The sequence below is a fragment of the Corynebacterium hesseae genome (genome assembly GCF_037850265.1).
GTDB classification, from domain to species: Bacteria; Actinomycetota; Actinomycetes; order Mycobacteriales; family Mycobacteriaceae; genus Corynebacterium; species Corynebacterium hesseae.
On the sequence record NZ_CP137211.1, the window covers coordinates 1,996,359 to 2,008,620 of the forward strand.

Genomic DNA, 12,262 nt, shown 5'->3' on the forward strand with positions numbered 1-12,262 from the left:
AGGTACCCACGGCTGGGTGGAGCCGGGCGGCCGAGTCCCACATCCGCAAAGACCCTGCGGTGGGTATTAATAAAAGGCCTGATCCGGATTTCTGGTTCAGGCCCTATACCTGCAATGATGGGGGCCATGTCCCAATCCTCCCCCTCCAAAAAATCGCTGCCGGCCATCATCGGTGGCGCGGTTCTAGTCCTCGTCGCGGGCTACTTCGGCATTGACCTTGGTGGCTCCGGCGATGGCGCGGACCAGAAGGCGGCACCGTCGTCCGCTGCGGCGGGTGCGTCCTCTGCCGCTGGTGGGGATAAGGGGGACGTCGCCAAGCAAGGCGGAACAGACCTGCCCACCTGCGCCATGGATTCCCTGCCGCAGGAGGCGCACGAGACCGCCGAGGATATCCTGGCCGGTGGGCCCTATGACTACCCCGATAACGACAACGTGCGTTTCGGAAACTATGAGGGTGCGCTGCCGCAGCAGGCAAAGAATTACTACCGCGAATACACCGTGGAAACCCCGGGGATTGGGCACCGCGGGGCCAAGCGCATTGTTACCGGTGGCGGCAGCGAGACCGACCCGGATGTCTGGTACTACACCGATGACCACTACGACAGCTTCTGCAGTATCCCGGACGCGGAGGACTAAGACATGCAACGCATTCTCATTACTGAACCCATCCGCACGCGCGAGGATCTCTATGGCGCGCTCGGCCGCCTGCACGGCTGCACGTCCGGTGCCCCGCGCAACCTTGACGCTTTGGCGGACTTCCTCCGCGAGCAACACATCGTGGCGATTATTGCTGCGGATTTTGACATGGTGGAAGAAGACCTGGCCCCCATCAGCATGGTGCTGGAGGACCAGGGTGTCGCGCTGGTGCGCTAGTGAGGTTGTAGACCGGCGGGTGGTTAGCCCGCCGGGGCCTTAGAGGCCGAGGGCGCGCTTGACGGTATCGCGCACTTCCGGCGCGAGGTAGTTCAGCAGGCCGGCGATGACGGCGGTGGCGCCTGCGGCACCGAAGAGGGCGCCGAGGATGGCGGGGAGGGCGCTTCCGCGGCTCGAGCTGCTGGAACTGTTGTCGCTGCTGCTTCCGCTATCGCTGCTGCTGTCAGTGTTGTCGCCCTCGCTGCCGGCGGTGACTTCCACGACGCGGGAGGCAAGAGCCTGGTTGCCGGCGGAGTCGGTCACGGCGTAGGTGACGGAGTAGACGCCCGGCTTGGCGGTGTCGATGTTGCCCATCACCTTCACCTTGTCGGTGAGGTCACCGTCCTTATCATCCTTGGCGCTAACCCCCTCGAGGAGGTTTGCCTTTTCACCCTTGGTGATGGTGAGCTTGCCGCTCGGGACGGTGAGCTCAGGGGCTTCGCTATCCTTCTCCTGCTGCTCCTGCGCGGTGAAGACGCCGAACTGGCGCACGATGCCGGGCTTAGTGTCCTCCTTGGAGGAGGCGTCGGCGGAGGTAGCGTACCAACCATAAGCCTGGCCGGCCTTGACGTCCTTGTAGGTGACGCTGGCGGGCCAGCCGGACTTGGCGGTGTCTTTGCCAATCTCCTTGCCGGTATCGGTCAGGGCGAGCATGGAGTTCGTCGCAAAGCTGGTCTTGCGGGTCTGGAACTGGATCGGCACACGGAACTCGTCCTCGTGGCCGTTGTAGCGGTGGCGGTCATCGTACTCGGTGGCATTGTGGTCGTCGAGAAGCGGCGAATACGTATCAACGACCATCTCCGAGTTCTTCAGATCGAACTGCAGGAGGCGCAGGTAGCTGGAGCCAAAGCGCAGGCCGGTGTCGCCGTCATACTTGCCTAGCTCCGTCAGGCCCAGATCATCGGAGCCGACCTCGTAGAACTGGTAATCCGCGAGAAGCTCCACCACGTGGTTGTTGGTGTGGCCAACGTCCTTGCGGGTGACAATGGACACACCGTGCTCGTGGCCAGCCAGAACCAGAGCCACGTTGGGGTTCTTTTCGATGACGTTCTCATAGACCATCACGCCGTCGTGGGAGAAGTCCGAGCCGCGGCCATCCGGGTTGGCGGAAGGCTTGAGGTAGGCGTGGGTGAGCAGGATGGCGTTGCGGTCGGAGTACTGCTTGAGCACCTTATCCGCCCACGCGGCTTCCTCTTCCGTGACGTCAAAGCCCAGGTGCAGGGCGATGAAGTCCATGCCGTTGGTGGAGAACAAGTCATAGTGGTTGTCGTTATCGCCCTCAGCATAGGGGTGGTAGGAGGCGTCCTGCTCAGCCCACTTGCCCGTGCCCTGCTGCGCCTCGTAGCGCTCAGGGCCGAAGTATTCGTTGTAGAGGTTGTCGGCGCCGACGTCCGCGCCGCTTTGGTTGTCGTGGTTGCCGGGCAGCACGCCGTTGACCACGCCGGCGTCCTCCAGAATCTTTTGGGCGTTGGAGGCCACCTCGAATTCCTTCTTGGCATTAGGGCGGTCATTGTCCTTGCCAATCCAGTTCTCGATGATGTCGCCGGTGTGGGCGGAGTAGGCGATCTTGCGCTTCTCGGCGTTGTCCGCGATCCACTGGGTGGCGGCGGTGTAGCCGTCTTCCCACTTCTTGCGTTCCTCGGCGGTGGCCTTCTCTACCGCGCCTTCGGAGAGGTACTGGGTATCGGTGTGGTGGGCGATGGAAAAGTCATAGTCGCCTGCGTCGGCGAACTCTTCGTTGACGGGCTCATTGAGGTCATCGGCAAAGACGTCATAGCCCACCAGCATGGTGTGGATGGTTTCGCCGTCGACGAAATCCTGGTTGACTTCCGCGCTGAGGCTGACTTCGGCGTCGGCCGCGCCGCGGGTTTCTGCCAGCTTCTCCCAGCTATTGGTCTTGGTATTCCAGGCCATAAGGCGCACCGAGCGCTTGGGATCCACGGTGCCGGACCAGGCGAGGTCGTGGGTCTTCTTCTCTGCGTCCTTGACCTTCAGATCAAAGCGCTGGAAGGGCATGTTCTCCGTGGAACTGGTCGCCTGGGCGTCCTCGTTGTCCGGGTTGAGAGACTTGTCAAAGTCCTCGCCGTCTTCGTACTCAAAGTCCAGGCTCTCCGGGATTTCGGTGACAGTGCCCTGGAAGCCCTTGTCTGCTACCGCAACGTCTGCTTCGGTGAAGGTGGTCTCCACCTCCCCACCGCTCGGGTTGTCCGCGCGGGCGGAGATGGTCACGCCCTCGCCGCTCGGCGTGGAGTCGGTGCCGGCGGCACCCGGGAGGTTGCCGGAGGTGAAGTCGATGGCCTGGGAGATGGGGTTGCCAAAGACATCGCGACCCTCGACCTGGATGGAGTGGTTTCCTTCCTTGAGGCCGGTGCCGATTTCCTGCCCGCGCTCAATTTCCTCACCATCCAGGGCGTAGGTGAGCTCGCGGGAGATGAGGGCGGCGTCGTTGAACTGGACGTCGAAAGTCACCGGGCCCGTCAGGTGCTGACCGGTACTCGGGGTGGAGCCGGTGATTTCCGCCTTCTTGTCGGTGCTCAGGTTGGAGTCCTCATAGAGGGCGGAAATCTCCTCCTCCCCTAGCGGATCGGAGAAGATGCGGGCTTCGCTCACGACGGCGTCGGAGTAGAACTGGGCGGCGTTATCCCGGCCGGAGTCCGCGCCGATCATCACGGCGGTGGAGTTGGACTTGGGCTTGGTCACCTCACCGTTGATCTCGGTGTTCTCAGCCACCTTGGCGCCGTTGACATAGAGCTCGCTCTTGGTGCCGTCGTAGACGCCCACCGCGTGGTACCACTGCCCCGGTTCCACTTGCTGCTGGGCTTTCTTGTAGCCGTCGCTGCCGTTGACGGTGAAGGTGAGCTGGTCGCCGTAGATGACCATGGCCCAGCCGCCGGCTTCCTTGTTGGCGCAGAGGCTCTTTTCGTTGCCGTCGAATTCTCCGTCGTAGCGGAAGACGCATTCGACGGTGAAGCCGTCCTTGATCTGGTGAAACTTGTCTCCGATGTCGAAGCCGACGGCATCCTTGCGGCCGTCGAAGTGGGCCACGGGGCGCTCAAGCACGCTGTCTTGCTCCACGGTGGGCGCGCCGATGCTCAGCGGTGCGGCATCGGATGCGGAGTTGCTGATGGTCCCGTTCTCCAAGGACAAGTCCAGGATGTCTGCCTTGGGCAGGTTCTGGGCGGAGGCAAATGCGGGAGCAACAAGGCTTGAGCCAACGAGGCTGATGGAGGCGATCAGCGCGGCTTGATGCAGTTTTTTCTGAGACTTCTTTTGAGACACAAAAATTCCTTGACAGATAGCAAAAATGAAGAGACTTCCGCTTCTGAGGGCTCCACAGGAGCCGCACAGTTTACGGCCCGCCCGAGGCTAGGCCGCTCGTTTAACAACGAGTTGTCAGGTGCATGACGTCAAAGTAAACGGTGTTTAACTATCGAGTGACGGATACCTCCCGCTTCGCCCGGCCGTTGCGAACAGCACGGCCCTGCCCCGCCTTCTTCCCGTGGGCAGGGTGCGTTGGTGTGCTAGCTCAGCCCTAGCTCAAGAAGCCGAAGAGCTCGGCGCTGCGCTGCGCCAGGCGCTCAAGGCGCGATTCCGTCATGGAGGCGATCTGGTCGATGATGGCGCGGTCACGCTCCAGGTCGGTGTCGGCCTGGGTCCACCACAAGGCGAAGGTGGCGTCCAGCGAGCCCGGCGCGCCGGCCACGAGGTAGTCGTAGACGCGGTAGATGCGCTCGCGCTGGCGGTCCTGGCGGGCCAGGTGGGCGGGTTCGTCCATGACGTAGAGCACGGCGATGGTCTTGAGCAGCGTTACCTCCGCCACCGCGCCCGGCGGGACGGCGAGGTCGCCGTTCATGCGGCCAAGCGGTTCGTCGTTAGCCGCGAGCGTGGCGGAAACGGTGGCGCCCACATAGCGGCCGACGAGCTCCGAGGTCATCTTCTTCAAGTTGGCATAAGCCCGCAGGGAGTAGTCGAAGTTGCCGATGGCATTGATGACATCCAGCTGACGTAGGCGGTCGGCGGCCTCGAGGAGCTCGTCGGCAGTGCCGCCGAAGGCCTTGGCGCCCTTGTCCGCGAGGTTGGCCAGCTCCACCAGGTCCCACAGCACGTTCAAAGAGATGCGGCGGGAGATGATGCCGTCTTCGACGTCGTGGACGGAATAAGCGATATCATCCGACCAATCCATAACCTGAGCTTCCATGGACTTGCGCTGGTCGGAGTGCCCCTGGCGCAGCCATTCCAGCACGTCTATGTCTTCGTCATAGGCGCCGTATTTGCGGTTGGTCGTGCCATCCGGGTTGGTCTTGGTCCAGGGGTATTTGCAGGCGGCATCGAGCGAGGCGCGGGTGAGGTTGAGGCCATAGCTGCGCGGGCCCGCCGGGGTATCCAAAACCACCTTGGGCTCCAGCTTGGCCAGGATGCGCAGGGTCTGGGCGTTGCCCTCGAAGCCGCCGAGGGCCACCTCGTTGAGCGCATTCTCGCCGTTGTGGCCGTAGGGCGGGTGGCCGATGTCGTGCGTCAGACCTGCCATGTCGCACAGGTCCGGGTCCAGCCCTAAGCCGGCACCGATGCTGCGGGCGATCTGGCTGACCTCCAGGGAGTGCGTAAGCCGGGTGCGCGGGGTATCACCATCGCGCGGGCCCACCACCTGGGTCTTATCCGCTAGGCGGCGCAGCGCCGCGGAGTGCAGGACGCGGGCGCGGTCCCGGGAGAAGGCGCCACGGTGCTCCTCGGATTTGAGCAGGGCCGAGCCTTTGGGGGACTCGGAAGCGAGGCGGGCGACGTCTTCTGCGCGGTAGGAATAGCTCACGGGTTTTAAGTTTAGGCGGAGTCCTGGCCTTCCTGGGTCTGCCTCGCGCCAATGACGCGGTGGCGCAGGGCCTGGTTGGGGCGGATAATGCGCTCGATGCGGTAGAAGGCCACGCGCACGCCATCGGTGCGCTCCTCCCCCAGCAGGGTGCGCAGGCCCAGGTAGGCCAAGCCGCCGGTCTCGTGGGCAAGGTAGCGCCACCACGGGATGGAGAAACGCGGGGAAGGATAATAGGGCGTGCCCATAACGGTCGCGGTGATTCCTTCTTGGCGGGCGATAAGGAAGGTGCGCAGGCGGTGGAGCGGATCGGTGATGATGACGGCCTCGGTCACGCCCAGCTTCTCGCGCGCGGCAATCAGCTCGCTGCGGGTGTCCAGGCCTTCTTCGAGGGCGGTGACGTTGAGGGGATCGTCGTCAAGCATGCGCTTAGCCACCCCGGCTTCGGTGAACCTATCGCCGGGCAGCTTCCCGCCCACGGTGATGATGGGCAGGTCGTGCGCGGCGGCGTACTCGGCGGCGAAGCGCACGCGGCCGCGAAGGATGCGGGAGGGGCGCCCGTCATACTGTGCGGCGCCGAGGACAATAACGTACTTCACTGTCTGACCACTCTAGCGCTGGGTGGGAAGGTATCGTGGTGCGCATGACTACTGCTGCTCGTTTTGGTCGCGCCGCCCTTGCCGCTGTGGTGTTGGGGTTGGCCACTGCTAGCCCCGCCGTGGCGGCGGACTTCGTTGTTGCCGCGCCGGAGGCGGCCTCGCTCACGGATAAGGTGACGGATGAGGCGGGGGTGCTCTCGGACTCGGAGAAGGCCGAGTTGGAGGACAAGATTGCCGCGCTGCAGCAGGAGAACCACGTGGTGATTTTCGTAGTCTTTGCCTCCTCGCTGCCGGAGGGCGCGGAAAGCTATGCGGGTGAGATTGTGCAGTCCAAGGGCCCGAACTCCGCGGCCTATGTGGTGGGCGTGGATGATTCCACCGTGGGCGTGCAGACGGGTAAAGACTGGCCGCGTGGGCGCCTGGATGCGATGTATGACGCGGCCTACGCCAAGCTTGCCGACGGTCACCAGTACGGCCCCTCCGCGCTTGCGCTTGTCGACGCTGCCGCTTCCGGTTCTGCGGGGTCGTCTTCTGGCGCTTCTGCTGCTTCTGACTCCGATGGCTCCGGAGGCCTGTGGCTAGCTGGCGGCGCGGGCGCGCTGGCTTTGGCGGGTGGCGGAATCGCGGTGGCCAACAGGCGCAAGACAAAGAAGGACTCGGCGGCCACTCTGGAGTCCGCGCGCCAGATTGAGCCGGGCAATACCGCGCAGCTCGACCGCCTGGATATGGATACGTTGGAGAAACTGGCGCAGGAGGAACTGGTCTCCACCGATGAGTCGATCCGCCGCGGCAAGGAGGAGCTCGACATCGCGGTGGCCGAATTCGGTCCCGAGCGCACCCGCCCGTTTACGCGCGCGATGAACCACTCCACGCTAACACTGCAGAAAGCGTTCCAGCTGCAGCAGAAGCTGCAGGACAACCTACCGGAATCGACTTCGGAGCGCCGCCAGATGCTGGTGGAGATTATCTCTTCCTGCGGGCAGGCAGATGATGCGTTGGATGAGCAGGCGGCGGACTTTGCCAAGATGCGGGACTTGCTCATCAACGCCGGTTCCAAGCTGGATGAGCTGACCCAGCGCACCGTCGATCTGCGCGGGCGCTTGCCGCAGGCGCGCACGACATTGTCATCCCTCAGTGCTTCTCATTCCGCGGAGGCGTTGTCCTCGATTGCGGATAACCCGGAGATGGCGGAGGTCTCGCTCGACGAGGCCGAGAAGCTGCTTTCGCGCGGCCGCGTGCTGCAGTCCCAGCCCGCCGGGCAGCAGGGTCCGTTGGTGGGCTATATCCGCGATGCCGAGCATGCGCTGGAGGTCTCTGACCGTCTGCTCAGCGCCGTGGAAAACGCCGAGAACTCGATCACCGCGGCGCAGGATAACCTGCCGGCGCTCATCAATGAGGTCGAGGAAGAAATCGCCGAAGCCCAGCACCTCGAACAGCGCGGCAAGGCCCAGGGCTCCCCGGCGGATTGGTCCGCGTTGGAGTCACTACTCGCCCAGGCGCGGGAGGCGCTCAGTGCGGCTCGCCAGCAGGGCAAGGCCGATCCGCTGGGGCAGTACACCGCGCTGACGGCGCTCGATAGCAAGCTGGACGAGCAGCTCGATACTGTCCGCGAAACCAACGCCACCCGCGAGCGCCAGATTGCGCTCTACCGCCAGCAGATTGCCGCGGCCGAGTCCGCCATCCAGGCGGCGGAAGACTTGCTGTCCTCGCGCGGCCGCGTGGTGGGCCCCGATGCGCGCGTCGCGCTTGCCGACGCCTCCCGCCTCTTCGCCCAAGCCCAGAACTCCGCTTCCAAGGACCTGCGCGCGGCGCTGAACTACTCCCGCGATGCCGCTTCTGCCGCGCAGACTTCGCTCAACCGCGCGAAGGAAGACCTGGAGGCCTACCGCCGCCGGGAGCAGCGCCGCCAGGCCACCGATGCCGCGGGCAACATCCTCACCGGCATGGTCATTGGCCAAATCCTCGGCGGCGGCAGCTCCCGCGGTGGCGGTTTCGGCGGCGGCTTCTCCGGTGGCGGCGGCTTCGGCGGCGGTGGCTTCTCGGGCGGCGGAGGCGGAGGCGGTTTCCGCGGTGGCTCCTTCTAGCCGCTCCCTCCCCCTTTTCGCGCCTAGGCCTCGAAGCCCGCGGCCTACACCCGGCATCTCATAACCGGGGCGGCCCCACATGGCATCTCGCAAAAGGCGCCTTGCACAAGGCATCTTCTAGAAGGCGTTTTCACAGCTAAAAACGCCTTTTGCGCCCTCCACATGGCGTTTTCAGCCCCAAAGACGCCTTTTGACAGACGCCATTTTTCAGATGCCTTCTGTCGGATGCCGTTTGCGAGATGCCTTCGGCCGGATTTCCTGTGCACGCATCCGGCGATTGGACCCCGGCTCGGTAGCCAGCCAATCAGTTCCTCGGATACGGGGTGGTGCAAACACACGGTAGGCGTAAACCAGTCATGCACATGGTTCTCGGCAAAAGGCTTCTCTCAAAAGGCTGCAGTCAAACGGTTTACTTGGGGGCAAGTAAACCTTCTGCACCGAGCTAGATGGTTCGTTTGGGGGTAAACAAACCTTATGACTGCAACCATCTAACTAGAACCCTCTACTGGCATACCAAGCCGAGCAAGGATGCCAGAAGAGCTCCCCTTTTAATGAAATCACCCAAGTTTCCACGCCAGTTCTGGCTATATCGCGGAAGGTAGGTTAGGTGCGAAGGGGGCGGGTGGAGCCGTCGAGAAGCAGGCAACAGTAGCTGGTGAAGGCGGCGTCCGCGAGGGGGAGCTCGCCCACCGCAACCTCGAGGTCGCGGCCCCGCGGGGCGGTGCGGGCGACCTCGTTGGCGTCTGCGAGAGCGAGGATGCGGCGCTCGCGGCGGAAGGGGTTCGTGCGCTCGAGCAGGTACTCGCGGCCCTGGCAGACCGCGCGCAGCTTTTTCACTGTGAAGCTGGTCTGTTCCGCCGAAAAGTCGGGCCCGCGTACAGTAAAGCTGCGAGCGCCCGGGATGTGCTCGAAGGCGATGGTGGCACCCGTTCCAGGAAGCAGCAGGCCCGTCGGTCTCACGCGGGCGATGACCTCACCCGCGCCATCCGCCAACGCCCCGTCGTGCCACACCCAGCGCTGCATCAGAGCAGCACCACAACGACCGCAACGATGGTCAGCAGCACCAACGTCGCGATGATCGGGATAGCGGTGCTCTGCGTCCGCGCCTCCAGAATCACACGCGTAAACCAGCTCAGCGCCGCAATCTCCGAATGATTGAGGTCATCGGAATCATCGCTCTTCTCGCCCTCAAACTCCAGGATGGCCTTACGCACACCCGAGTTCTTCGAGGAGAACTGCGCGATTTTCAGCCCGTCGTGGTCCTCAACAATCCAGTCGCCGCCGGCCTCGTTGATGAAGGCAAACGTGCGCCCATCTAAGGAAGCCTCCAAGCGCTTATCGCGCTTGGGGTTGCCCGCCAGGCGGTAGACGCGGTCATCCTCCAGCGTCACCGACGCGCCCAAATCATCGAGCCCCAAGCGCCAGTGCTCGCCTTCCACGTCCGCCGAGCGCTCCTGGAACATGCCCAGCGACGCCGGACCCTCCCCCACGAGGAGCACCGGGTTCTTGCGGTCGCTGCGGTCCCAGCTGGTGTAATGCATTAGCAGCCGATCAGTCGAGCGGCCAGGTAAGCCTCAAGCTCGTCGAGCTTGACGCGCTCCTGCTCCATGGAGTCACGCTCACGCACGGTGACCGCGTTGTCCTCCAAGGTGTCGAAGTCATAGGTCACGCAGAACGGCGTGCCGATTTCATCCTGGCGGCGGTAACGGCGGCCGATGGCGCCGGAGGTATCGAACTCCACGTTCCAGTTCGCGCGCAGCTTATTCGCCAGCTCGCGAGCCGGGGTGGATAGCGCTTCCTTCTTCGACAGCGGCAGCACGGCCACCTTCACCGGCGCCAGGCGGCGGTCCAGGCGCAGCACCACGCGCTTGTCGGTGCCACCCTTTGCGTTGGGGGCCTCCTCTTCGTCATAAGCGTCAACGAGGAAGGCCATCATGGAGCGGCCCAGGCCGGCAGCCGGCTCGATGACGTACGGGGTCCAGCGCTCGCCGGACTCCTGGTCAAAGTAGGACAGGTCCTCGCCCGAGCCCTTGGTGTGGACGGAAAGGTCGTAGTCCGTGCGGTTAGCCACGCCCTCCAGCTCGCCCCACTTGGAGCCCTTGAAGCCGAAGGCATACTCGACGTCCACGGTGCGCTTGGAGTAGTGGGAGAGCTTCTCCTTCGGGTGCTCGTAGAGGCGCAGGTTCTCTTCCTTGATGCCCAGGTCGACGTACCAGTTGTAGCGGTCATCGATCCAGTACTGGTGCCACTCTTCATCCTCGCCCGGCTTGACGAAGAACTCCATCTCCATCTGCTCGAACTCGCGGGTGCGGAAGATGAAGTTACCCGGGGTGATCTCGTTACGGAATGACTTACCAATGTTCGCAATGCCGAACGGCGGCTTCATGCGGGCCGAGGTCATCACGTTCTTGAAGTTCACGAAGATGCCCTGCGCGGTCTCCGGGCGCAGGTAGTGCAAGCCCTGCTCATCGTCGACCGGGCCAAGGAAGGTCTTGAGCAGGCCGGAGAAGGCCTTCGGCTCAGTCCAGTCACCCGGCTGGCCGGTCTCCGGATCGTTGATGTCAGCGAGGCCATTGGCCGGCTCGTGGCCGTGCTTTTCCTCGTAAGCCTCGATGAGGTGATCCGCGCGGTAGCGCTTACCGGTGTGCTTGGATTCCACCAGCGGGTCGGTGAAGACCTCGACGTGGCCGGAAGACACCCACACCTGGCGCGGCTGGATCACGGACGTATCGACGCCCACGACATCGTCGCGGGACTGCACCATGTGACGCCACCACTGGCGCTTAATGTTCTCCTTGAGCTCGACACCGAGCGGGCCGTAGTCCCACGCAGAGCGGGAACCGCCATAAATTTCACCTGCCTGGTAGACCAAGCCGCGGCGCTTACACAGGCTGACGACGGTATCAATGACGGATGCCATAGCTAATGGGACTCCTCTGGTAGGGGACAGTCTTTATACAGTGCGGCCTAGTCTAGCGCGCCCCCTGACACCGCGTGCCCTCACCCCGAAACTGTGGTGCATTTTATACACTTTTTCGCATTCTTCAGCTATAGTACCTATATCTCTCTTTTTAACTCTCCCCCAATAGATATGGTTGAAGGTGAATGGTGTGACCAACACCCAGAAAGAAGCTCTCTCGTTCGATCCCGCGGCAGCCGCCACCGTCATTAGCGCTTTGGATTCACCGCTGCGCATCGACATCATCCGGCGCCTAGCTGAGCGCGATCACTACGTCCACGAACTCGTGGCCGCCACCGGCAAATCCCAACCGCTTATTAGCCAACACCTGCGGGTTTTGAAGCGCGCGCACATCGTCGACTGCGAACGCCTCGGCCGCGAAGTCCGCTACTTTTTGGCGGCTCAGAAGGTGCTGCCTTTGCTTCGCGACGCCTCACTGGCCACCTCTTAATGGAAGTGTGTTGATAAACTTTAGACCCATGGCCATCCACGACAGTATTCCCAAGCTCGGCGCTCGCAATACCCGCCAGCGCACCGCCGTCGTCGAAGTCCTGCGTAGTCTCGACAAATTCGCCTCTGCCAAGGACATACACCAGGCGCTTATCGACGGCAACCAGAAAGTCGGCCTCACCACCGTCTATCGCACGCTCCAATCGCTTTCGGAGATTGAAGCCGTCGATGCACTCCACATGCCTTCCGGCGAGACCCTCTACCGGCACTGCGAAAGCAATGCGCACCACCACCACTTGGTATGCACCAAGTGCGGCCGCACCGAGGAAATCGACGGCGGCCCCATCGAAGAGTGGGCCTCCTCGGTAGCCAAGGAGCACGATTTCGAGCTCACCGGGCACGATGCCGAAATCTTCGGCATCTGTGCCAACTGCTCCGCGGCGTCTTAGATTGC

11 protein-coding genes are annotated in these 12,262 nt (G+C 63.3%); 5 read left to right on the forward strand and 6 right to left on the reverse strand.

Features of this window, described 5'->3' with window-relative positions; translation table 11 throughout:
• The first annotated feature begins 126 nt into the window (after window positions 1–126).
• Both R3O64_RS09295 and R3O64_RS09300 read left to right on the forward strand, forming a co-directional pair.
• On the forward strand, window positions 127–636 hold the full coding sequence (locus R3O64_RS09295) for a ribonuclease domain-containing protein (protein WP_339016756.1): 510 nt from the start codon (window positions 127–129) through the stop codon (window positions 634–636).
• A gap of 3 nt (window positions 637–639) precedes the next feature.
• A complete protein-coding gene (locus tag R3O64_RS09300; RefSeq protein ID WP_070519618.1) occupies window positions 640–873 on the forward strand; it encodes a barstar family protein in 234 nt (77 codons plus the stop codon).
• 39 nt (window positions 874–912) lie between these two features.
• Here the strand turns inward: R3O64_RS09300 and R3O64_RS09305 are convergent, their stop codons facing one another.
• The 3 genes from R3O64_RS09305 to R3O64_RS09315 form a co-directional block, all read right to left on the reverse strand.
• A complete protein-coding gene (locus tag R3O64_RS09305) occupies window positions 913–4,191 on the reverse strand; it encodes a LamG-like jellyroll fold domain-containing protein (protein ID WP_339016757.1) in 3,279 nt (1,092 codons plus the stop codon).
• A gap of 253 nt (window positions 4,192–4,444) precedes the next feature.
• A complete protein-coding gene (locus tag R3O64_RS09310; protein WP_339016758.1) occupies window positions 4,445–5,719 on the reverse strand; it encodes a deoxyguanosinetriphosphate triphosphohydrolase in 1,275 nt (424 codons plus the stop codon).
• 11 nt (window positions 5,720–5,730) lie between these two features.
• Complete coding sequence (locus R3O64_RS09315; RefSeq protein ID WP_339016759.1) at window positions 5,731–6,315, reverse strand: YdcF family protein; 585 nt, start codon at window positions 6,313–6,315, stop codon at window positions 5,731–5,733.
• Between the two features lie 44 nt (window positions 6,316–6,359).
• On the opposite strand from R3O64_RS09315, the gene R3O64_RS09320 reads away from it, so the two are divergent.
• Window positions 6,360–8,399, forward strand: coding sequence for a TPM domain-containing protein (locus R3O64_RS09320; protein WP_339016760.1), 2,040 nt, complete (start codon window positions 6,360–6,362; stop codon window positions 8,397–8,399).
• Window positions 8,400–9,002: 603 nt separating this feature from the next.
• Here the strand turns inward: R3O64_RS09320 and R3O64_RS09325 are convergent.
• The 3 genes from R3O64_RS09325 to R3O64_RS09335 are packed head-to-tail and all read right to left on the reverse strand — an operon-like array spanning window position 9,003 to window position 11,319.
• A complete protein-coding gene (locus R3O64_RS09325) occupies window positions 9,003–9,422 on the reverse strand; it encodes a hypothetical protein (RefSeq protein WP_070597391.1) in 420 nt (139 codons plus the stop codon).
• A complete protein-coding gene (locus tag R3O64_RS09330; RefSeq protein ID WP_070530243.1) occupies window positions 9,422–9,940 on the reverse strand; it encodes a hypothetical protein in 519 nt (172 codons plus the stop codon). The genes R3O64_RS09325 and R3O64_RS09330 overlap by 1 nt, the downstream gene beginning before the upstream one ends.
• Window positions 9,940–11,319 (reverse strand): glycine--tRNA ligase, encoded by a 1,380-nt coding sequence (locus R3O64_RS09335; protein WP_070530241.1) that lies wholly within the window; start codon window positions 11,317–11,319, stop codon window positions 9,940–9,942. The genes R3O64_RS09330 and R3O64_RS09335 overlap by 1 nt, the downstream gene beginning before the upstream one ends.
• A gap of 190 nt (window positions 11,320–11,509) precedes the next feature.
• Here R3O64_RS09335 and R3O64_RS09340 point away from each other — a divergent pair, with 190 nt between their 5' ends.
• Together R3O64_RS09340 and R3O64_RS09345 are read left to right on the forward strand one after the other, a co-directional pair.
• Window positions 11,510–11,809, forward strand: a complete 300-nt coding sequence (locus R3O64_RS09340; protein ID WP_070597392.1) for an ArsR/SmtB family transcription factor — start codon at window positions 11,510–11,512, stop codon at window positions 11,807–11,809.
• Window positions 11,810–11,837: 28 nt separating this feature from the next.
• Window positions 11,838–12,257: a Fur family transcriptional regulator gene (locus R3O64_RS09345; protein ID WP_070530236.1), complete on the forward strand. Its 420-nt coding sequence runs from the start codon at window positions 11,838–11,840 to the stop codon at window positions 12,255–12,257.
• The last annotated feature ends 5 nt before the right edge of the window (window positions 12,258–12,262 follow it).